At 72.8% G+C, this 19,924-nt stretch carries 20 protein-coding genes and 1 pseudogene; 5 read left to right on the plus strand and 16 right to left on the minus strand.

What is annotated here, in order from left to right:
- Positions 1-14: 14 nt before the first annotated feature.
- Entirely contained in the window at positions 15-482 is a 468-nt protein-coding gene (locus GA0070213_RS13435; RefSeq protein ID WP_091062598.1) for a DUF4442 domain-containing protein, read from the minus strand.
- 82 nt (positions 483-564) lie between these two features.
- On the opposite strand from GA0070213_RS13435, the gene GA0070213_RS13440 reads away from it, so the two are divergent.
- Both GA0070213_RS13440 and GA0070213_RS13445 read left to right on the plus strand, forming a co-directional pair.
- Positions 565-1,089: a hypothetical protein gene (locus GA0070213_RS13440; protein ID WP_091062600.1), complete on the plus strand. Its 525-nt coding sequence runs from the start codon at positions 565-567 to the stop codon at positions 1,087-1,089.
- 54 nt (positions 1,090-1,143) lie between these two features.
- A complete protein-coding gene (locus tag GA0070213_RS13445; protein WP_217628614.1) occupies positions 1,144-1,398 on the plus strand; it encodes a hypothetical protein in 255 nt (84 codons plus the stop codon).
- Positions 1,399-1,671: 273 nt separating this feature from the next.
- Here GA0070213_RS13445 and GA0070213_RS13450 read toward each other — a convergent pair.
- The 8 genes and pseudogenes from GA0070213_RS13450 to GA0070213_RS13485 form a co-directional block, all read right to left on the minus strand.
- Positions 1,672-1,847, minus strand: a pseudogene (locus GA0070213_RS13450) (DUF397 domain-containing protein); the annotation flags it as partial.
- Between the two features lie 63 nt (positions 1,848-1,910).
- Positions 1,911-3,233, minus strand: coding sequence for an ABC transporter ATP-binding protein (locus GA0070213_RS13455; protein ID WP_091063167.1), 1,323 nt, complete (start codon positions 3,231-3,233; stop codon positions 1,911-1,913).
- A gap of 157 nt (positions 3,234-3,390) precedes the next feature.
- Entirely contained in the window at positions 3,391-5,574 is a 2,184-nt protein-coding gene (locus GA0070213_RS13460; RefSeq protein WP_091062602.1) for a bifunctional glycosyltransferase/CDP-glycerol:glycerophosphate glycerophosphotransferase, read from the minus strand.
- A gap of 16 nt (positions 5,575-5,590) precedes the next feature.
- Positions 5,591-7,609 (minus strand): DUF5941 domain-containing protein, encoded by a 2,019-nt coding sequence (locus GA0070213_RS13465; protein ID WP_091062605.1) that lies wholly within the window; start codon positions 7,607-7,609, stop codon positions 5,591-5,593.
- Entirely contained in the window at positions 7,606-8,349 is a 744-nt protein-coding gene (locus GA0070213_RS13470) for an ABC transporter ATP-binding protein (RefSeq protein ID WP_091062607.1), read from the minus strand. The genes GA0070213_RS13465 and GA0070213_RS13470 overlap by 4 nt, the downstream gene beginning before the upstream one ends.
- Positions 8,350-9,177, minus strand: a complete 828-nt coding sequence (locus GA0070213_RS13475) for an ABC transporter permease (RefSeq protein WP_091062609.1) — start codon at positions 9,175-9,177, stop codon at positions 8,350-8,352.
- Positions 9,178-9,242: 65 nt separating this feature from the next.
- The gene (locus tag GA0070213_RS13480; RefSeq protein WP_091062610.1) at positions 9,243-10,613 is read right to left on the minus strand and encodes an L-serine ammonia-lyase; all 1,371 of its coding nucleotides are present in this window, start codon (positions 10,611-10,613) and stop codon (positions 9,243-9,245) included.
- Positions 10,614-10,789: 176 nt separating this feature from the next.
- Positions 10,790-11,203 carry a MarR family winged helix-turn-helix transcriptional regulator gene (locus tag GA0070213_RS13485; protein WP_091062613.1) on the minus strand — a complete coding sequence of 138 codons (414 nt, stop codon included), beginning with the start codon at positions 11,201-11,203 and terminating at the stop codon, positions 10,790-10,792.
- A 105-nt stretch (positions 11,204-11,308) separates the two neighbouring features.
- Here GA0070213_RS13485 and GA0070213_RS13490 point away from each other — a divergent pair, with 105 nt between their 5' ends.
- Both GA0070213_RS13490 and GA0070213_RS13495 read left to right on the plus strand, forming a co-directional pair.
- Positions 11,309-12,223 carry an alpha/beta hydrolase gene (locus tag GA0070213_RS13490; protein ID WP_091062615.1) on the plus strand — a complete coding sequence of 305 codons (915 nt, stop codon included), beginning with the start codon at positions 11,309-11,311 and terminating at the stop codon, positions 12,221-12,223.
- Between the two features lie 168 nt (positions 12,224-12,391).
- Positions 12,392-12,595: a PspC domain-containing protein gene (locus tag GA0070213_RS13495; RefSeq protein ID WP_091062618.1), complete on the plus strand. Its 204-nt coding sequence runs from the start codon at positions 12,392-12,394 to the stop codon at positions 12,593-12,595.
- 53 nt (positions 12,596-12,648) lie between these two features.
- Here the strand turns inward: GA0070213_RS13495 and GA0070213_RS13500 are convergent, their stop codons facing one another.
- The 7 genes from GA0070213_RS13500 to pdxH all read right to left on the minus strand — a co-directional run bounded on the left by GA0070213_RS13500 (position 12,649) and on the right by pdxH (position 18,536).
- Positions 12,649-13,419: a DUF4230 domain-containing protein gene (locus tag GA0070213_RS13500; RefSeq protein ID WP_091062621.1), complete on the minus strand. Its 771-nt coding sequence runs from the start codon at positions 13,417-13,419 to the stop codon at positions 12,649-12,651.
- Positions 13,420-13,518: 99 nt separating this feature from the next.
- Positions 13,519-14,679, minus strand: coding sequence for an acyl-CoA dehydrogenase family protein (locus GA0070213_RS13505; RefSeq protein WP_091062623.1), 1,161 nt, complete (start codon positions 14,677-14,679; stop codon positions 13,519-13,521).
- Positions 14,680-14,710: 31 nt separating this feature from the next.
- Complete coding sequence (locus GA0070213_RS13510; RefSeq protein WP_091062625.1) at positions 14,711-15,016, minus strand: type II toxin-antitoxin system VapB family antitoxin; 306 nt, start codon at positions 15,014-15,016, stop codon at positions 14,711-14,713.
- Between the two features lie 54 nt (positions 15,017-15,070).
- The gene (locus GA0070213_RS13515; RefSeq protein WP_091062626.1) at positions 15,071-15,673 is read right to left on the minus strand and encodes a nitroreductase family protein; all 603 of its coding nucleotides are present in this window, start codon (positions 15,671-15,673) and stop codon (positions 15,071-15,073) included.
- 2 nt (positions 15,674-15,675) lie between these two features.
- Complete coding sequence (locus GA0070213_RS13520) at positions 15,676-16,602, minus strand: aldose 1-epimerase family protein (protein ID WP_091062628.1); 927 nt, start codon at positions 16,600-16,602, stop codon at positions 15,676-15,678.
- A gap of 15 nt (positions 16,603-16,617) precedes the next feature.
- Complete coding sequence (locus GA0070213_RS13525) at positions 16,618-17,910, minus strand: MFS transporter (protein WP_091062630.1); 1,293 nt, start codon at positions 17,908-17,910, stop codon at positions 16,618-16,620.
- Positions 17,907-18,536, minus strand: a complete 630-nt coding sequence (pdxH, locus tag GA0070213_RS13530; RefSeq protein ID WP_091062632.1) for a pyridoxamine 5'-phosphate oxidase — start codon at positions 18,534-18,536, stop codon at positions 17,907-17,909. The genes GA0070213_RS13525 and pdxH overlap by 4 nt, the downstream gene beginning before the upstream one ends.
- A 272-nt stretch (positions 18,537-18,808) precedes the next feature.
- Here pdxH and GA0070213_RS13535 point away from each other — a divergent pair, with 272 nt between their 5' ends.
- Positions 18,809-19,915, plus strand: coding sequence for a citrate synthase 2 (locus GA0070213_RS13535; protein WP_091062634.1), 1,107 nt, complete (start codon positions 18,809-18,811; stop codon positions 19,913-19,915).
- The last annotated feature ends 9 nt before the right edge of the window (positions 19,916-19,924 follow it).

A 19,924-nucleotide genomic window follows, 5' to 3' on the forward strand; every position in this document is an offset into this window, starting at 1 on the left:
CCGATTCGTGGCCGTCAGCGGTTCGGGCGCAGCGTCCAGGTGACGGTGAGCGTCGAGGTGACCGTGCCGTCCTCGGTGCCGATCTCCACGTCGACATCGAACTCGGGCCGCTGCCCGGCGTCCAGCTCGGCCAGCACGTCGGCCGGCGGGCGGCCGAGCCGCGCGGTGGCCAGCACCGGGCCCATCGCCACCTTGCGGTAGCCGATGGTCGCGGTCACGGCCAGCGGTACGGCCCGGTCGAGCACCTGCCCGAACGCGGCCAGCACCACCGCGCCGGAGGCGGTCTCGCCGAGGGTGAACATGGCCCCGGCGTGCGGGCCGCCGACGTGGTTGTGGTGCGCCGGGTCGTCGGGGAGGCGGACCACGGCCCGGACGCCGCCGGCGGCCTCCGGTGCGACCTCCACGACGTCGATTCCGAGGGTACGGGCGAACGGCACCGCTTCGAGGAGACCGGCCGCCACCTGCCGAGAGTCGATGGACATGCCCGAACGCTACTCGCCGGTAACTTCCGGGGCAAGCGGCCGGGCGTTTCGCCGGCCCTCGCCTCCGGGTAGCGGACGGCTCATGAACCGCAATCTCGTCACCGGTCTACGGGTGGCGTGGGAGTTGCCGGAGTTCCGCGACGGGCTACGACACCTCATCGACCTCGACGAGATAGCGATGCTTCTGGCCTCGCTGGCCGACCCGGATCACGAGCGCGAGGTCGAACGCAGCCTGCTGGGCCTGCTGCGGTCCGGCCTGGACACGGTCGAGATCCGGGAAGCCGTGTTGCTGCTGCTGGAGCGGGACGCGGTTCGCCGGCCCCTCGTCGCGGCGGCGGTGGAGCCGATGTCCGACCAGCCGGGTCGGGTCATCGCCGTCACGTCGGCGGCCGAGGATCCTGCGGTTCGCCACGAGGTGCGGGCGGTGCTGGACAGCGCCGACGTGCGCGCGCTGATCTGGCGGGCGGTCGACGACCAGGTGCGCGACAACCGATTCGGCCTGGTCCGCCGGGCGGCGGTGCTGTTCGTGCGCCACCCGAGCGCCCGGCGCCTCGCCTGGGCACTGCGCCGGCACGGCGTACTCCGCGAGCTACGCCGCAAGGCGTGACCGGGCCTGCTGCCGCAGGGCGGCGGGCGGACCGTCCCGGAGCTGCGGCGGGCGATGCGCTCGTACCTGCGGGCCGAGGACGACCTGGCCGCCGAGGCGGAGGTGCTGCTGGAGCGCGGATGGCTGGCCCGCGGCCAGGAGGGGCGACTGTCGATCACCGACGCGGGTGAGGAGGCGCGGGTCCGCCTCAAGCAGCACGCGCCGGCGATCCGGGCGCGCATCCATCGGGACATCGACGACGCGGACTACGTCACTGCCCTCAAGGTGCTCGGACAGATGATCCGGAACACCGGCGAACACTCGGTGTGACGCCGCAGCCGAAGAGGTTACTTTTGCGCCTCATGCCTCCTGGTCATAATCATGACGCTGGGGTATGTCGCCGAAGAGTGCTACCTCTTGGACCGCGCGACACGCCGGTCGCTCCGATACCCAGTCCGACCGGTCGGCCGCCGAGGGGTCCGCGAACACGAGGACCGACTCACCGTGGCAAGCGAAGACCAGGCGCCCCGCGCCGCCCGCGCCACTCCGCCGAGGTGGAGTCGATCACGCACGCCGGGGCGGCGTCGGATGGGCGAGCGGTGGTCAGGGGCGCTTGGCGTGGGCGACGAACGCCGCCCAGCTCGCCGGCGTGAACGTCAGCGCCGACCCTGCCGGTCCCTGCTGTCCCGGACCCCGACCACGCCGGGCAGGTTGTCCGCCACCTCGCCGCAGTCACCGGAGTTGCCACTGCTGCGGGTGCTCTTCCGCCAGGTCGCGCCGGACGGCGGGTGTTAAGCGGGGCCCCCGCCTATGCAGAATGCGTTAACAGGGGGCCCCGCCTTTCATCGCCAGCCGACGTCGATGCGGTCGCCGCGCTCGTCGAAGAAGTGCAGCGCGTCCATCCGCACCTGCACCGCCAGCGGGTGCCCGGCCGACACCTGGGGATAGGGCGCCAGCCGCACCGCCAGCTCGGCCGGGCGGCGGTGGTGCCGGCCCGGATCGGGCAGGACGCTGGTGCGGTTGCCGCCGCCACCGTTGCCGTTCGACGACGGCTCGGCGTTCGCCCCCGGCGAGCCGGACCGGCCGGTGAGCCGCTGCATCACCTGGCCGAACCGGCGCAGGCTGCGCTGCCCGGGAGCGGCCCGTTCGACCGGGGTGCCCATCTCGTCGACCACGATCGCGGTGGCGCCGATGTCGAGGAAGGCCAGCGACTCGTGACCGTGGTGCTCCAGGTAGCGGATCCGGCCGTGCAGCACGTCACCGGCGGTGTCCGGGGCGACCGGGGTGAGCGCCTCGGCGCGCAGCCCGACCACGATCCGCTCGCCGTGGTAGTGCGCCACCGCGCGGCTGCGGATGTCGTCCCAGGGCAGATAGAGCGCCTGCTCACCGAGGTTCAACGCGACGTAGCGGTCGAGGTGGACGTAGACCGACGCCTCCAGCAGGTTCATCCGGGGGCTGCCCAGGAACGCGGCGACGTAGAGCGTCGCCGGTCGCCCGTACACCTGGGTGGGGGTGCCCACGTCCTGGAGCACGCCCTTGCGCATGATGGCCACCCGGTCGGCCATGGTGAGCGCCTCGGCCTGGTCGTGGGTGACGTAGATGGTGGTGACGCCCAGCTCCCGGGTGAGCGCGGAGATCTCCGCCCGGAGCTCGGCGCGCAGGCCGCTGTCCAGGTTGGAGAGCGGCTCGTCCATCAGGAACAGGCCGGGCCGACGCACTATCGCCCGGCCCATGGCGACCCGCTGCCGCTGGCCGCCGGAGAGCTGGCTGGGCTTGCGCGCCAGCACGTCGCCGATGCCGAGCGCACCCGCCACGTCCTGGATCCGCTCGCCGCGCGGCCCGGGCTCGATGCCGGAGAGCCGCAGCGGGAAGCCGATGTTGTCGCCGACGGTCATGTGCGGATAGAGCGCGAAGTCCTGGAAGACCATCGCGATCTTCCGGTCCCGTGGCGGCAGGTCGTTGGCCAGTTCGCCGCCGAGCATGACCGCGCCGGAGGTCGGATCCTCCAGGCCGGCGACCATCCGCAGCACGGTGGACTTGCCGCAGCCCGACGGCCCCAGCAGCACCATGAACTCGCCGTCGTTGACGTCCAGATTGATGGTGTCGACCGCGATGGTTCCGTCCTGGAACACCTTGGTGACATCCTTGAGCGCGACGGTGGTCACCGTCACCTCCCCAGTCGCTCGCCCGAACCCGGGAATGACTGTGACCAGGATCATCGGATTCGCACATCGGGTAAACGTGCCATGTTCGGCTCGTGACAGTCCTATTAAGCGCTATTCGCCGGGCTCTACGGTTAAGTGACCAGCCAGTAACACTTTTTCAGGGCATTTCGCCGAGGAACACCCGGCGCACCACCCGCTCGGCGGCGTGCCCGTCGTCCAGCGCGCAGAACCGGGCCCGGAAGGCGGCCCGCGCCCGACCGGCCACCTCGCCGCCCACCGCACCGGAGCGGAACAGGTCGAGCAGGCCGGGGAAGTCCACCGCCACCGCGCCCGGCGGCTCGGCCAACAGGTCGAAGTAGACGCCCCTGGCCACCCGGTAGGCGTCCCAGTCCGGCGCATAGACGACGATCGGCCGGTCCAGCACGGCGTAGTCGAACATCGCCGACGAATAGTCGGTGACCAGCACGTCCGCGGCCAGGTAGAGATCCTCCACCCGCTCGTACGCGCTGACGTCCAGCACCCCGCCCGCCGCCGGCCCGCGCGGTCGCCGGTCCCGGTCGTGGAAGTAGTGGCTGCGCATCAGCAGCCGCCCGGCCGGGCCCAGCGCGTCGCGCATCCGGTCCGGGTCGAACGGGGGCCGCCAGCCCGGCAGGTGCTCCCGGTGGGTCGGCGCGTAGAGCACCACGTACTCCTCGGGCCCGATGCCCAGCGCGGCGCGGACCTGGCGGCACTCCTCGGCGGTGGCCCGGGCCAGCCGGTCGTTGCGCGGGTAGCCGACCTCCAGCGTGACGTGGTCGGCCGGGTAGGCCCGCTCCCACATCTGGGTGGAGAAGCTGTTCGAGGTGATGCTGTAGTCCCAGCGGTCCACCCGGCGCAGCAGGCCGGCGAAGTTCATGCCCATCGCGCCCACCGGGTAGCGCTGCTGGTCCAGGCCCATCACCTTGACCGGCGTGCCGTGGTGGGTCTGCACGTGCACGGTGCCGGGCCGCTTGCGCACGAAGTCGGGGAAGTTCACGTTGTTGACCAGCCAGTGCGCCCGGGCCAGCACCCGGTGGTGCTCGCGGGTGCCGGCGACGACGTATTCCACGCCCGGCGGCAGCGTGCCCACCCGGTCGCGCCGGACGATCCAGACGCCGCGCACCTGCGGGGCCAGCCGCCGGGCCGCCTCGTAGATCGCGGCCGGGTTGCAGGAGTAGCCCCGGTACCAGTAGGCCGCGTACACCGCCAGGGTCGGATCGATCGGACGACGCAGCTCGGCCCGGTAGTACTCGCGCAACGCGGTGTCCCGCGCCCGCCGGGCGGTCCGCCGCACCGCCGGCGCCACCCGCCGCCGGGCCCGGCCGGCCGTCCCCCGCGCGGCGTCGCGCGCCCGGTGGACCTCCCGCAACGCGCTGAACGTGCGCCACCGGCCGGCCGCCACCAGCCGGTGCTTCAGCCCTTCCACGCCCGGCGGCACCGGGTAACCGCCGGGCGGCAGGAAGTGGACGTAGTCGGCGTGCATCTGGGCGAAGAACGGCGCCCGCAACTCCGGCGCGATCCGCTCCCCGTTGCCGAGCACGGTCAGGTAGTGCCAGATCATCCGCTCGAAGATCGCCGGCCGCAGGCCGTCCACCCCCCACCGGTCCATCAGCCGGAACACCCGGTGCCACTGGGCGAAGACCTCGAAGTGCCGGTCGCCCCGGGTCCGGGTGATCGCCCCGGTGCGGCGCTGCCGGTAGTTGAGGCAGACCCGGTCCAGCACGCCGATCCGATCGGCCGCCATCAGCGCCGGATAGCTGAACGAGACGTCCTCGTACCAGCCCGGCGCGAAGCGGAGCCCGCGCTCGACCAGGAACTCCCGGCGGACCAGCCGGTTCCAGGCGGTGTGCAGCAACTTCAGCGTCTCCGGCCGGTCCCGCAACGCGAACGTCTCCGGGCCGGGCGGATCGGGGAACACGTCGCGCATGGCGCTGCGGGTGCCGACGTTGTTCCAGTGCGCCCGCACGTGGTCCACGATCAGCACGTCCGGCCGGGTGTCCCGGAGCCGGTCGGCGACGTGCGGCAGGCAGCCGGGCACCAGCCAGTCGTCGCCGTCGACGAACCACACGTACTCGCCGACGGCCCGGTCCAGCCCGATGTTGCGGGCCGGACCGAGCCCGACGTTCTCGGCGAGCCGGACCGGGCGGACCCGGGGATCGCGCGCCGCGTACTCGGCCAGGATCTCGCCGCTGTCGTCCGGTGAGGCGTCGTCCACCCCGATCACCTCGAGGTCGCCGAACGGCTGGCCGAGGATCGAGTCGAGACATTCCCGCAGGTAGCCCTGCACCCGGTAGGCCGGCACGACGAAGCTGATCAGCGTCATCCCGGCCCGCCCTCCGTCAGCCCGGCGAGGCGGCACCCCCACGGGCGCGGGCCGGCAGGACCACCCAGGCGAGGACCACGCTCGCGACGAAAACCACAAGAAGGTACGCACCGAGTGTAGCCAGAGTGATACTCGCAATTCCGGCGATCAGCCCGATTGCCAGCAGCAGCGAGCGCCCCTCCCAACCCAGCGTGACGGCGTGCAGCGGCGGAGCCGCCTGCCGCTTCTCCAGCCGGGCGGTGAGGTCGTAGTGGTGCAGCGTGAGCACCAGGACGTAGGCGAAGATCAGCCAGGCCGGCGCCCGACCGGCCACCCCCACCGCGATGGCGAACAGGTACTCGGCGGCCCGCAACGCGGCCGGCACCAGCCAGTCCAGCGCCCCGGCGTGCGGCGCCCGCGAACCCTGCGCCGCGCCCAGCAGCAGCACCAGCGCGAGGATCACGCCCCAGCCGGGCAGGTCGCGCCCGCCGTGCACCGCCCACAGCGCCCAGACCAGCAGCGCCGCCGCGCCGAGCGCGGCCACCGCCGCCACCGACAACGGCCGGCGCGTCGTCGGCAGCGTCCTGGTCAGCAGGCCGTCGTCGCGGTGCAGGCCGGCGTCGACAGTGGTCAGCACCGGCACCCGCATCCAGCGCGCCCGCAGCGTCCGCAACGCCCCGGTGTACGCGAACGCCAACGTGCCCCAGACCAGCACCGCGCAGAGCGCCACCAGCGGCCCGAACAGCGCGGCGGCCAGGGCGATCAACGCCCACCGCTCACCGATCGGGAACACCACGGTCCGCTTCAGCCAGTACGACACCGAGCCGGTGTCGGCCTGCACCCGCGTCGACGCCGCGTTCAACTTCCCGCCCAACCCGCCGGCGTCGCCGGTGACCACCTTCGGCCGGCGGGCCGCCTCGTCGTGCAGTACGCCGTACCAGGTGTCGGTCATGTGCCGCACGGTCTGCAAGGTCATCGCGGCCAGCGCCAGCGCCCAGCCGTAGCGGAACCCGGCGTGCGTGGCGCCGAAGCCCAGCCCGGCGTAGACGACGTATTCCTTGAACCGGTCGGCCATCGTGTCCAGCCAGCCGCCCCAGGCGCTGAAGTGCCGGGTGTAGCGGGCCACCTGCCCGTCCACGCAGTCGAGCACGAAACCCAGGTAGAGCAGCACCGCGCCGGCCACCAGCGCGGGCCGGCCGCCGACGCCGAACAGCACCGCCGCCGCCACCGCGAACAGCACCGAGAGCAGGGTGACCCCGCTCGGGCCCAGCCCGATCCGGGCGGCGGCCTTCGTCACGTACGGGGACCAGGTGCTGACGAAGAACGTGGTGAAGAAGTCGTCGCGCTCCTTCACCGACAGCTTCAACTCGGCCCGGTCCTCGTCGACCGCCGCCACCGCCGCCTCGGCGGCCGCCTGCTGCGCCGCGTCGCCGACCCGGTGCGCCACGAGCAGGCGTACCCGGTGGGCGAAGATCAGCGGCCCCCGGGCGGCGAGTTCGGCCACGAGCCGGTCCACCGCGGCCAGCGGCCCGCCGGTCCCGGTCACCGTCGCGGCCGGCGCAGGTCCGCCCGGCGCAGGTCCGGCCGGTGCGGCGGCCGCGCGGGCGGCGTCGGCGAGGGCCGGCAGGTCGGCCGCGCCGACCCGCAGCGCGCCGCCGAACACGCCCGTCGCGTCCGCGTCGTCGCCGACCGCGACCACCTGGCCGCGCTCCTCCCGCACCGTCGCCTGCCCGGCGGCCGGCGGATCGGTGAGCACCAGCGCCACCGTCGGCCCGACCGGGCTGGTCGCGAGATGCCGGAGAACGGCCGTGTGCGCCACCAGGTCGACGCCGCTGACCAGCACCGGGCCGGTCGCGCCGGACACCAGGTCGGCCAGCTCGGCCAGGTCGGCGGCCACCCGCACGTCGTCCGCCCCGGCCCGCCGCCACTGCGCGGCCAGGCGTTCGGTGGGCGATTCCCCGTCGGGTCGACCCGGGGCCGGCTCGGCCGAAGTGCTCGACGGCTCGGTGAGCCCGCCCGCCGCCGGGCCGGCGGCGAGCACGATCGCGAGCGTCACCGCTGCGCCGCGTCGGTGTAGGCCCGCAGTGCCTCGTCGATCGTTCCGTCGACCGTCAACCGTCCGGCGTCGAGGTAGAGCCCCCGACGGCAGAACCGGGTGAGGTCCTTGTCGTTGTGTGACACCAGCACCAGCGTGCGCCCTTCCGCGAGAAGTCGCTCGATGGTCGCATAGCACTTCGCGCGGAACTCGGCGTCCCCGACCGCGGTCACCTCGTCCACCAACAGCACCGGGTGCGGCAGGTGCGCGATCACCGCGAACCCCAGCCGCACCTTCATCCCCGACGAGTAGTGCCGCACCGACGTGTCGATGGCGCGTTCCACCTGCTCACCGGCGAACGAGACGATCTCGTCGAAGTGCCGGCGCAGGTAGGCCGGGGAGAGCCCGTGCAGCCCGCCGACCAGGTAGAGGTTCTCCCGTCCGGTCAGGTCACCGGAGAACCCGGCGGACAACTCCAGCAGCGGCGCCACCCGGCCGTGCACCCGGATCGCGCCCTCGTCGGGGATGAGCACGCCGGCGATCAGCCGCAGCAGCGTGCTCTTGCCGGTGCCGTTGCGCCCCACCACGCCTACCGTCTCGCCCGGCTCGATCCGGAACGACAGGTCCCGCAGCGGCCAGAACCGGCCGGCGTCGGGGTCGCGGGCGCCCCGGTGCACGAGCAGCTCCCGCAACCGGAGCTGCCGACGCCGGTTCCGGACGAACCGGATGCCCAGCCCGTCCGCCTCGATGATCGGCGCCACTCAGAGTTCCTTCAGCACGGCCGGTTCGAGGCGGCGGAACGCCCACCAACCGAGCGCCAGCACCAGCACGCTGCCCAGCACCGTGATCGTGAGCAGCCGGGCGTCCGGGAACTCGTCCGGATACCAGACCGCGTGGTGCAACTGGAAGATCCCGACCAGCGGGTTCAGCTCGTAGGCGACCTTGAGCCAGCCCGGCATGCCGGAGTCCCGGACCAGGTTGAACGGATAGATGATCGGGGTGGCGTAGAACAGCAGCCGGATCGCCAGCCGCATGATCCGCTCGATGTCGCGCATCAGCACGTTGCCCGCCGACAGCAGCAGCGCGAGGCCCACCAGCAGCACGAACTGCACGGCCACGGCCAGCGGCAGGGCGAGCAGGCTCCACCCGGGGTGGATCTTCCCCTGGGCCGCGTAGAGCGCCGCGATGGCGGCCAGGATCGGCAGCCCGGCCAGGTACTCGGCGAAGCGGCCGGCGACCCGACCGATCGGGAAGATCGGCCGGGGCAGGTTCATCGTGGTGATCAGCCGGGCCTGCCCGGTGAGCGCGCCGGCCGCCTCGGTCAACGCCGAGCTGGCCCACATCCAGGCGAAGATCCCGGTGATCAGGAACAGCGGGTACGAGCCGGCCGCCTCGCCCAGGTGCCGCCGGGTCGCCCCGGAATAGAGCACCCCGAACACGAACCAGTAGATCAGGCCCATGCCGAGGGGTTCGATGAGCGACCAGAGGTAGCCCAGCACCGACTGCTGGTACTTCACCGCGAGATCCCGCCGGATGAGGATGCGCAGCGAGGTGCGGGCGGACCAGAGCGCCGCGACGCCGGACGTCACCGCCTCATCGTCGCGCCGTCCCACCGTCGCCCGGCGGCCGTCCGCGCCGGATCACCCCAACGGGGTCAGCACTCGATCACGTTGACCGCGAGCCCGCCCCGCGCCGTCTCCTTGTACTTGACCTTCATGTCCGCGCCGGTCTCCCGCATGGTCTTGATGACCTTGTCGAGCGACACGTGGTGCACCCCGTCGCCGCGCAACGCCAGCCGCGCCGCGGTGATCGCCTTGATGCTCGCCACCGCGTTGCGCTCGATGCACGGGATCTGCACCAGCCCGCCGACCGGGTCGCAGGTGAGCCCCAGGTTGTGCTCCATGCCGATCTCGGCGGCGTTCTCCACCTGCTCCGGCGTGCCGCCCAGCGCCTCCGCCAACCCGGCCGCCGCCATCGAGCACGCCGACCCGACCTCCCCCTGGCAGCCGACCTCGGCCCCGGAGATCGAGGCGTTCTCCTTGAACAGCACCCCGATCGCGCCGGCGGCCAGCAGGAACCGGACCACCCCCTCGTCGGAGGCGCCCGGCACGAACCGGGTGTAGTAGTGCAGCACGGCCGGGATGATCCCGGCGGCGCCGTTCGTCGGCGCGGTGACCACCCGACCGCCGGCGGCGTTCTCCTCGTTGACCGCGAGCGCGAACAACGTCACCCAGTCCATCGCGCGCAGCGGGTCGTCCGCGCCGTTCTCCGCCTCCAGGCCGCGCCGCAGCTCGGCCGCGCGGCGGCGGACCTTCAACCCACCCGGGAGTACGCCGTCGCGGGTGCAGCCGTTCTCCACGCACTCCCGCATCACCCGCCAGATGTGCAGCAGCCCCACGCGGACGTCCGCCTCGCTGCGCCAGGAGAGCTCGTTGGCGAGCATCACCTCGCTGATCGACAGCCCGGTCTCCGTGGTGACCCGGAGCAGGTCCGCGCCGGTGAGGAACGGGTGCCGGACCCGGGTGGCGTCCGCCTTGATCCGGTCCGCCCCGGCGGCCTCCTCGTCCACCACGAACCCGCCGCCGACCGAGTAGTAGGTGCGGGACCGCACCTCGTTCCCGGCCGCGTCGAACGCCGCGAACGTCATCCCGTTCGGGTGGTACGGCAACGAGCGGCGACGGTGCAGCACCAGGTCCCGGTCCGGGTCGAAGTCGATCTCCTGGCTGCCGAGCAGGCGGAGCCGCCGCTCGTCCCGGATCCGCGCCACCCGCGGGCCGACGCCGTCGGTGTCGACCGTCTCCGGGGCCTCGCCCTCCAGCCCGAGCAGCACCGCGCGGTCGCTGCCGTGGCCGTGGCCGGTGGCGCCCAGCGAGCCGAACAGCTCCGCCTGCACCCGGGCCACGTCGGCGAGCTGCCCGTCGGCCTTCAGCCCGCCCACGAACGTACGGGCGGCCCGCATCGGCCCGACGGTGTGCGAGCTGGACGGCCCGATACCGACGCTGAAGAGGTCGAAAACACTGATCATGGCTGCACTTTCCTCGCCGTCGTCCCCGTTGTGCGGTTTCGAACCGGTGCGATGCCGCGCCCCCTGGTCCTGGGGTCGGACGGCCGGCGCCAAGGGTGGAGGCGCCGACCGGCGAGCCTACCCGCCCAGCTCAATACCCGCCCCCACCCCGCCTCACGCCCGGCTCCCCGGCGGACTCATGCGGGCGAGAGCATCTCCTGAAGGATGCGCTGCAGCTCGGTGCGGTCCTGCGGAGTGATCCTCGCCAGCCTGCGGTCGTACTCCGCCGCGAGGGCGGCAAGGGCACGATCCCGCGCCTGCGTGCCCTCGGCGGTCAGTACGAGCCGGTGACGCCGCAGGTCCGCGTCGTCGATCTCGCGCCGGATGAACCCCTTGGCGACGAGGTTGCGGACGTAGACCGTGACGCTCGCCTTGGGAAGCAGCAGTGCCGTGGCGATCTCGGCCGGGTACGGCGACGCCTCCACCTCGGCCAGGACGAAGAACTCCTTCGTCTCCAGCCCGACCTCGGCCAGCTCCCCCGTGCAGGCGTCCATCACCACGCCCAGCAGCCGCTGGTTCAGCGTCCACAGCTGCGCCCCGTCGACCGACATGCCACCCCTCCGCCACGTGGTACGGTTTCGTACTAGTTCCATCTCGTACAAACACGGTCTCGTACTGGACTCCTATGGAACATAATCTCACGGAGGAACCCAGACATGCTCACGCACCTCACGATCCCGCGCGGTCCCATCAGCCTCGCCGCGGACCTCCACCTGCCCGACGACGCCGACAGCAGCGCACCGCTGCGCGCCGTGGTGCTCTCCACCCCGGGCAGCAGCGTGAAGGAGCAGATCGGCGCCAACTACGCCTCCCGTCTCGCCGCCGGCGGCATCGCGGCGCTCGTCCTCGACCCCGCCCATCAGGGTCGGAGCGAGGGCGAGCCGCGCGACCTCGAAGATCCTTACCGCCGAGGTGAGGACATCTCCTACGCCATCGACGTGCTCGCCGCGACCCCCGGCGTCGACCCGCGCCGCGTCGGCGTCCTCGGCATCTGCGCCGGCGGCGGCTACGCCGTGCACACCGCCCGCACGGACCACCGCATCAGGGCGGTCGGCACGGTCGTCCCCGTCGACATCGGCGCGGCGTTCCGCGGCTTCTCCCCCGACGGTCCGGCCGCGGCACTCGACGCCCTCGCGGACGCCCGGACCGAGGAGGCCCGCTCCGGCGAGACGACCCGTGTGAACTGGCTGCCCGACACCCTGGAGGACGCCTCGGCAGCGGGCCTGACCGACATCGACACCACCCAGGCCGTCACCTACTACCGCACCGAGCGCGGCCGTAGCGAACACTCCACGAACCGGCGCCTCCTGCGCGGGGACTCCCTCCTGCTGGGCTACGACGCGTTCCACCTGGCCGATCAGCTCATGACCCAACCGCTCCAGGTCATCCTCGCCGGACGCGTCGGCAACACCGGCTCCCACGACACCGGCATGCGGCTGTGGAAGCTGGCCCCCAACCCCGTCGACCTCATGGTGATCGACGGCGCCGGTCACTACGAGATGTACGACGAACCCGCATACGTCGACGCCGCCGTCGACCGCCTCACCAGCTTCTACACGAACAACCTGTAGGGCGGGTGATCGAGAAGGGCCGGGTGGACGCGCGTCGGTGCGGCTGCTCCGGGGTAAGCACCTACGGGTGCCCGGGTCGCCGATCCTCCTCGGGGCCGAGGGCGCGGCGCGCACCCCTCTCTACCGTGGAATCAGCGCGGCGGATCGCCGCAGAAGTGGGAGACGACGATGAGTCGCAAACTGGTCCGGCCCCGTGAGGGGCGCATGCTCGCCGGTGTCTGCGCCGGCCTCGCCCAGCGGTTCGGCATGTCGGCCGGCATGGTCCGGCTGCTGTTCCTGCTGTCGCTGCTGCTGCCCGGCACCCAGGTGATCGTCTACCTGATCCTGTGGGTGCTGATGCCGAACGAGGACCGCTACCTCGCCACCCGCTGACCCGCACTCGACGACGCGCCCGCCCCTGGCGAGGGCGGGCGCGTCGTGCGAGGTCAGGGCGCCGTGTAGGTGACTGTCACCTGCTGGTAGCCGAGGGAGCGCAGCAGCCCCTCCAGCATCTTGCGGGTGTTCTCCTGGGCACGGGCGGTGAGCCCGCTGTCCCGGGCGGCCGAGGTGATCCGGTCCTCGGCCAGCTTGTAGATCTGCTGCTGCCGGTTGGGGTCGCCGGCCACCAGGTCGTTCAGCCGGTTGATCAGGCCCCGCTCCTCGGCGAAGACGTAGCTCTTGTCCATGTCCAGGTCGGTCTCGCCGAGCTGCGGCGCGGGCAGCTTGATCTCGACGGACTTGCCGTCCTCGGAGACCACCACGGCCCCGTCACCGATCTTCGCGAAGTCGACGTACGCCTCGACCCGGCCCGCCCCGACGAAGAGGGTGCGCTCGTTGAGCAGGAAGTCGGGCACGTTGCGCCGGTCCTTCTGCACGTCGACCACCACCTGGAAGTTGCCCTCCGCCGCCACGTAGCGGCTGAGGTCGCGGATCGACTTGAGCAGCGGCGGCTGGCTGCGGTCGGTCTGTTCCTTGGCGAACGGGTTGCGGAAGTCGGGCAGCCAGCCGGTCGCCTGCACGCCGAGCAGCACCACCACCGCCAGCGCGGCGGCGCCGAGCACCCAGAGCAGGCCGCGGGCCGGGCCACCGCCGCCGGTCGGCGCGGGAACGCCGGGGACCGGGTCGGGCTGGTATTCCGCCCGGTCGTGCAGGGACTCGCTGGTCGGGTATTCCGGGAACTCCCTGGTGGGCTGCTGGGTGTCACCGTCGCGGGCCATCGCCCTCACCGTCCTCGTCCGACACATCGACTGACAATGACGGTACGGGCACCGTGCGACACTCGCTCGCCGAGTGCCACGATCGAGTGAAAGACCAGGTCAGGCGAATGCGGAGAGCCCGGTCAGCCGCTGCCCGATGACGAGCTGGTGGATTTCCGAGGTGCCCTCGTAGGTGAGCACGCTCTCCAGGTTGTTGGCGTGCCGCATCACCGGATAGTCACCGGAGACGCCGTTCGCGCCGAGGATGGTGCGGCACTGCCGGGCGATGGCGAGCGCCTCCCGCACGTTGTTCAGCTTGCCCACGCTCACCTGCTCGGGGCGCAGCGTCCCGGCGTCGGCGAGCCGGCCCAGGTGCAGCGCCAGCAGCAGCCCCTTGTTCCACTCCACCGCCATGTCGGCGAGCTTCGCCTGGGTGAGCTGGAAGCCGGCCAGTGGCCGGCCGAACTGGGTGCGGGTGGTCGCGTACTCCAGGGCGGTCTCCAGGCAGTCGCGGGCCGCGCCGAGCGCGCCCCAGACGATGCCGTGCCGGGCCTCGGTCAGGCAGCTCAGCGGCGCCTTCAGGCCGACCGCCTCGGGCAGCTGCGCGTCCGCCGGCAGCCGCACGTCGTCGAGCGCGATCTCGCCGGTCAGTGAGGCACGGAGGGACATCTTGCGCCGGATCTCCCGCGCCGTCACACCCGGCGTGTCCATGGGTACGGCGAAACCGCGCACGCCGGAGTCGGTGCGGGCCCAGATCACCGCGACGTCGGCGATCGGCGCGTTGGTGATCCACATCTTGCCGCCGGTGAGGATCCAGTCGTCGCCGTCGCGGCGGGCCCGGGTGGCCATCGACGCCGGGTCGGAGCCGTGGTCCGGCTCGGTCAGCCCGAAGCAGCCGATCGCGTCGCCGGTCGCCATCGCCGGCAGCCACCGCTGCTTCTGCTCCTCGCTGCCGAAGCGCCAGATCGCGTACATGGCGAGCGAGCCCTGCACCGAGACCAGCGAGCGGACGCCGGAGTCGCCGGCCTCCAGCTCCAGGCAGGCCAGCCCGTACGCGACGGCGGACGCCCCGGCGCAGCCGTAACCGGTCAGGTGCATGCCGAGCAGACCCAGCTTGCCGAACTCGCGGGCCAGCTCGCGGGCCGGCACCTCGCCGTCCTCGTACCAGCCGGCGACGTGCGGACGGACCCGGTCGGTGACGAGCTGGCGCACGACGGCACGGATCTGGCGCTCCTCCTCGCTCAGCGACGCGTCGAGGTCGAGCAGGTCGAGAGGAGTCATGGCGTCACCTTAACCAAGACTCAGGAGGTCGTCACTCGCCCTGTTCGCCGAGGACCAGCACCCGGGCGTGGATCTGGTTGCGCTGCTGGAGCGCGGCGCGTAGCGCCCGGTGCAGGCCGTCCTCCAGGTAGAGGCCGCCGTTCCACTGCACCACGTGCGGGAAGAGGTCGCCGTAGAAGGTGGAGTCCTCCGCGAGCAGCTTGTCCAGCGCCAGTTCCCGCTTGGTGGTGATGAGCTCGGCCAGCCGCAGCGGGCGCGGTGGGATCTCGGCCCACTGCTTCAGCGTGTAGTTGTGCTCCGGGTAGGGACGCCCGTCCCGGACCGCCCTGAAGATCACGGCGCGTTCTCCTCCCCCAGGCCCGGCTGACGATGTGGGTGCCAGCCTAGCCGCTCAGCTCCACCGCCCCCGCCGCACCACATCATCCACCGGGCGCCGCCCCCGCCGCAGCGACGGTGACCTGTGGTCGACAGCTCGATAACCGACGGTGACGGCACCGATCGGGTGCAGCTCCGGCGGCACCCCGAACGCGTCCCGGTATTCCCCGATCCGCTGCGGCGGAATGCCGAAGAAGCAGGCGCCCAGCCCCTCGTCCACCGCGGTGAGCAGCATCAGCAGCGCGGCGAAGCCGGTGTCCACATACCAGTAGGGCACCGGCCAGCGCTCCTCGGCGCGGTCCGCCCAGCCCTTGTCCGGCTCGGCGTACCGGTCCAGGTAGGCGTCGCGGTTGGCGTGCGGCACCACGATCAGCGGGGCCCGGCGCATCCCGGCCAGCCAGCGTTCCCGGCCACCGCCCTCCGGCGTGGTGGCCGCCCAGAACCGCTCGCGGTCGGCCGGCTCCTCCAGCACCAGGAAGCCCCAACCCTGCGCGAACCCGGCCGAGGGGGCCCGGACCGCGTGCTCCAGCAGCCGGTCCACGGTCTCCGGCGGCACCGGCCGGTCGGGGTCGTAGTTGCGGACCATCCGGCGGCGCCGGACCACGTCGGCGAACTCCACGCTCAGGCCTCCGGCCGGACGCCCCAGGCGCCGCGCCAGGTCTGCCCCGGGTCGAGCGTGATCAGGTCCTTGCCGGAGCGGAACGCGTCCGGCGGGCAGGTCATCGGCTCCACCGCGACCGAGCGGCGGTGCCGCTCCCCGCCGAGCGTGTCCCCGGTGAACACCTGCCACCAGCCGAACTCGCGGTCGGCCCAGATCCGCAACCCGGACGCGCCGTCCGGCGCGCCGAGCGTCACCGCCGAACCGCCGTCGGTGTCCCGCGCCACGTCACCGAAGGCCAGGTCGAGCACCAGGTCACCGATCGGGCGGGGCGCGGTGAAGTCGTATTCCGTGCCGCTCACCTCGGTCGCCGCCACCGGCAGCAGCCGACCGTCGGTCAGCACCCGGTTGCGGCCCGGCACCCGCAGCAGCAGGTCGTCCACCGCGACCTTGGGGAGCTGGAAGTAGGGGTGCACGGAGAAGCCGAACGGCGCCGGCTCGCCGGCCAGGTTCGTCACCTCGTGCTCGGCGCGCAGGCCGTCCGGGCCGACGCTCCACCGGCTGCGCAGCCGCAACGACCACGGATAGCCGGGGGTGGGCGGCAGGTCGTAGCCGATCGTGACGCTCGCCGGCGACTGCTCGACCAGCTCCCACCGGACCCAGTTGACCAGGCCGTGCAGGGCGTTGTGCCGCTCCGGCTCGGTCAGGTCGAGCTGGAGGGAACGGTCCCCGAACGTGTACTGGCCGTCCCGGATCCGGTTCGGCCAGGGCGCCAGCACGTGCCCGGCCGAGCCCGGGCTCAGCTCGTCCTCGGCGTACCCGTCGAGGTAGTCCACGCCGTCGTGCCGGTAGGCCCGCAGCCCGCCGCCGACCTCCACCACGACGGCCTGGTGGCCGTCGGCGGAGATGGTCCACTGTGTACCCGAGGGTGCGTGCACGTCTTTCCCCATTCGGCGACCCTACCGTCAGCGACGCTCCTCGGCGGGGGTGGAGGCGCGATATCGGATCAGCGCGGGGAACGCCACCACCAGCAGCGTCGCCAGCACGGCGGCGGCGATGCCACCGCCCACCATGGCGACGCCGGTGCCGAACCCGGCGGCCGTCGCGCCGGCCCGCAGGTCACCCAGGCGGGGGCCGCCGGCCACCACCACCGTGTTCACGCCCTGCAGCCGGCCACGCATCCGGTCCGGCGCGTAGACCAGCAGCATCGACTGCCGCAGGGTGGCGCTGACCAGGTCTGCGGCGCCGGCCACCCCGAGCAGCAGCACCGCCAGCCAGAGTTGGCCGGCCAGCCCGGCGAGCGCGATCGCCACACCCCACCCGACCACCGCCACGGCCAGCGCCAGCCCCTGCCGACGGACCCGGCCGATCCAGCCGGAGGTGAGACCGCCCAGCATCGCGCCGATCGCGATCGAGCTGTAGAGCCAGCCGACCGCCGCGCCGCCGCCGAAGCGCTCCTGCGCCAGCTCGGGGAAGAGCGCCCTCGGCATGGCCAGGATCATCGCGATCAGGTCGATGGCGAAGGAGAGCAGCAGCACCGGCGTGGTGGCCAGATAGCGGAAGCCGTCGACGATGCTGCCCAGCCCGGCCCTGCGGACACCGCCGCCCGGGTCCGGCTCGGGCGGCATCGCCGGCAGCCGCAGCGTGGCCCAGAGCGAGACGGTGAACAGCAGCGCGTCCAGCCCGTACGCGACGGGCAGCGCCGCGTCGACACGCCAGGTGGCGAAGATCAGCCCGGCGGCCAGCGGGCCGAAGACGGCTGCGGCGGTGAACGTGGTGTAGTTCAGCGTGGTGGCCGCCGGCACCAGCTCGGCCGGCACCAGCCGGGGCAGGATCGCGCTGCGGGCCGGTGAGGTGATCGCGAACGCCACCGCCTGCACGCCGACCAGCAGCAGGAGGAGCACCGGGCTGCGCGCCCCGGCCAGCGACTGCACCAGCAGCCCGAGCGTCGCGGCCCAGAGCAGCGTGCCGGCCGCGAGCAGCACCCGACGCCGGTCCCGGGCGTCGGCGACCGCGCCGCCCCAGAGCCCGAAGACCAGCAGCGGCACGAACCCGGCGACGCCGAGCAGCCCGACCCAGAACGAGCCGCCGGTGAGGTCGAACATCTCCACCGGCACCGCCACCGCGGTGAACTGGAAGCCGAACATCGCCACCGCGTTGCCGAGCCACACCCGCCGGTACGCGGGCACGCCGAGCGGGCGCAGGTCGATCGCCCAGCGGCGGGGTCCACCCGGCCGGGCCTGCTTGAGCTGGGTCACGGCGCGAGCCGCTCGACGACCCAGACGCCGCTCTCCGCCAGTCGGAACCGCAGCCGGTCGTGCAGCCGGCCGGCCCGACCCTGCCAGAACTCCACCGTCTCCGGGCGGACCCGGAACCCGCCCCAGTGCGGCGGCGCCGGGATCTGCTCGACGGCGGCGAAGCGCTCCGCCGCCGCCCGGTACTCCGCGTCCAGCGCGGCCCGGTCCGGCACCACCGCGGACTGGGTGCTGGCCCATGCCCCGAGCTGCGAGCCGCGCGGCCGGACCGCGAAGTAGGACTCGGTCTCGGCCCGGGTGACCCGCTCCACCCGGCCGGTGACGGTCACCTGCCGCTGCATCGGGAACCAGGGGAAGACCAGGCTGGCCCACGGGTTGGCGGTCAGCTCGGCGCCCTTGCGCGACAGGTGGTTGGTGTAGAGGACGAAGCCCTCCGCGTCGTAGCCCTTGAGCAGCACGGTGCGGCCGCTGGGTCGCCCCTGCGCGTCGGCGGTGCCGAGCACCATCGCGTTCGGCTCGGGCAGCGGGTGGGCCACCGCGTCGGCGAACCAGCGGGCGAACTGGGTGTGCCAGTCCGCGGCCAGGTCCGATTCGGTCAGGCCCAGGTCGGCGTCGTACTCGTTACGCATGCCGGCCGGGGCGGGTGTGTCGCCTGTCACTCTCGCCGTTCCTCTCCCGGGCTCGCCCGCGTCCCCCGACGCTGGCCAGGCCCCGCCGCCCAGTCTTCTCCTACCCGCACCGGCGTCCACCGGCGGGGATGTCGCGTGGCGCACAGTGGCTGCGGGTCGCGCACGTGGTTACTCACCGGGCAAGATGTCACGAACCACATCCCGAGGGTCGCCTGAGCTGCGGAGCCGGATCGGCCCGACCGGGCGCACCGAGCCGGAAGCCAGGAGACGACATGTCCGATTTCAAGCCGGGCCTGGAGGGCGTCGTAGCCTTCGAGACCCAGATCGCCGAACCCGACCGCGCGGGCGGATCGCTGCGCTACCGGGGCGTGGACATCGAGGATCTGATCGGCCAGGTCTCCTTCGGCAACGTCTGGGCGCTGCTGGTGGACGGCCGGTTCGGCCCGGGCCTGCCGCCGGCCGAGCCGTTCCCGGTGCCGGTGCACTCCGGCGACATCCGGGTCGACGTCCAGTCCGCGGTCGCCATGCTGGCCCCCTACTGGGGTCTCGACCAGCTCCTCGACATCTCCGACGAGCAGGCCCGCGAGGACCTGGCCCGGGTGTCGGTCACCGCGCTGTCCTTCGTCGCCCAGTCGGCCCGCGGGCTGGGCCTGCCGGCGGTGCCGCAGAAGGAGATCGACAAGGCGGAGACCATCGTCGAGCGGTTCATGAAGCGCTGGCGCGGCGAGCCCGACCCGCGGCACGTCAAGGCCGTCGACGCCTACTTCATCTCGGCCGCCGAGCACGGCCTGAACGCCTCCACCTTCACCGCCCGGATCGTCGCCTCCACCGGCGCGGACGCCGCGGCCTGCATCTCCTCCGGCATCGGCGCCCTCTCCGGCCCACTGCACGGCGGCGCACCGTCCCGGGTGCTCAGCATGCTGGAGGCGGTCGAGCGCAGCGGCGACGCCGAGGGGTACGTCAAGGGCGTCCTCGACCGGGGCGAGCGGCTGATGGGCTTCGGCCACCGGGTCTACCGGGCCGAGGACCCGCGTGCCCGCGTGCTCCGGCGCACCGCCAAGGAGCTGGGCGCGCCGCGCTTCGAGGTCGCCGAGGCGCTGGAGAAGGCCGCCCTGGCCGAACTCCAGGCCCGCCGCCCGGACCGCGTGCTCGCCACGAACGTCGAGTTCTGGTCGGCCGTGGTGCTGGACTTCGCCGAGGTGCCGGCGCACATGTTCACCTCGATGTTCACCTGCGCCCGGATGGGCGGCTGGTCCGCGCACATCCTGGAGCAGAAGAAGCTCCAGCGGCTGGTCCGCCCGTCCGCCACCTACGTCGGCCCGGGCACCCGCAAGCCGCAGCAGGTCGAGGGCTGGGACGCCATCCCGCACAACGTCTGAGGTGTAAGG

The organism is Micromonospora humi (assembly GCF_900090105.1).
Lineage (GTDB): Bacteria > Actinomycetota > Actinomycetes > Mycobacteriales > Micromonosporaceae > Micromonospora > Micromonospora humi.

Bases quoted from the DNA above. Each gene is read 5' to 3' on its own strand.
- GA0070213_RS13440 (WP_091062600.1), top strand. From the start codon at position 565: ATGAACCGCAATCTCGTCACCGGTCTACGGGTGGCGTGGGAGTTGCCG.
- GA0070213_RS13520 (WP_091062628.1), bottom strand. From the start codon at position 16,602: ATGGGGAAAGACGTGCACGCACCCTCGGGTACACAGTGGACCATCTCC.
- GA0070213_RS13485 (WP_091062613.1), bottom strand. From the start codon at position 11,203: ATGTCGGTCGACGGGGCGCAGCTGTGGACGCTGAACCAGCGGCTGCTG.
- GA0070213_RS13490 (WP_091062615.1), top strand. From the start codon at position 11,309: ATGCTCACGCACCTCACGATCCCGCGCGGTCCCATCAGCCTCGCCGCG.
- GA0070213_RS13460 (WP_091062602.1), bottom strand. From the start codon at position 5,574: ATGACGCTGATCAGCTTCGTCGTGCCGGCCTACCGGGTGCAGGGCTAC.
- GA0070213_RS13435 (WP_091062598.1), bottom strand. From the start codon at position 482: ATGTCCATCGACTCTCGGCAGGTGGCGGCCGGTCTCCTCGAAGCGGTG.
- GA0070213_RS13500 (WP_091062621.1), bottom strand. From the start codon at position 13,419: ATGGCCCGCGACGGTGACACCCAGCAGCCCACCAGGGAGTTCCCGGAA.
- GA0070213_RS13445 (WP_217628614.1), top strand. From the start codon at position 1,144: ATGCGCTCGTACCTGCGGGCCGAGGACGACCTGGCCGCCGAGGCGGAG.
- GA0070213_RS13495 (WP_091062618.1), top strand. From the start codon at position 12,392: ATGAGTCGCAAACTGGTCCGGCCCCGTGAGGGGCGCATGCTCGCCGGT.
- GA0070213_RS13505 (WP_091062623.1), bottom strand. From the start codon at position 14,679: ATGACTCCTCTCGACCTGCTCGACCTCGACGCGTCGCTGAGCGAGGAG.
- pdxH (WP_091062632.1), bottom strand. From the start codon at position 18,536: ATGCGTAACGAGTACGACGCCGACCTGGGCCTGACCGAATCGGACCTG.
- GA0070213_RS13480 (WP_091062610.1), bottom strand. From the start codon at position 10,613: ATGATCAGTGTTTTCGACCTCTTCAGCGTCGGTATCGGGCCGTCCAGC.
- GA0070213_RS13535 (WP_091062634.1), top strand. From the start codon at position 18,809: ATGTCCGATTTCAAGCCGGGCCTGGAGGGCGTCGTAGCCTTCGAGACC.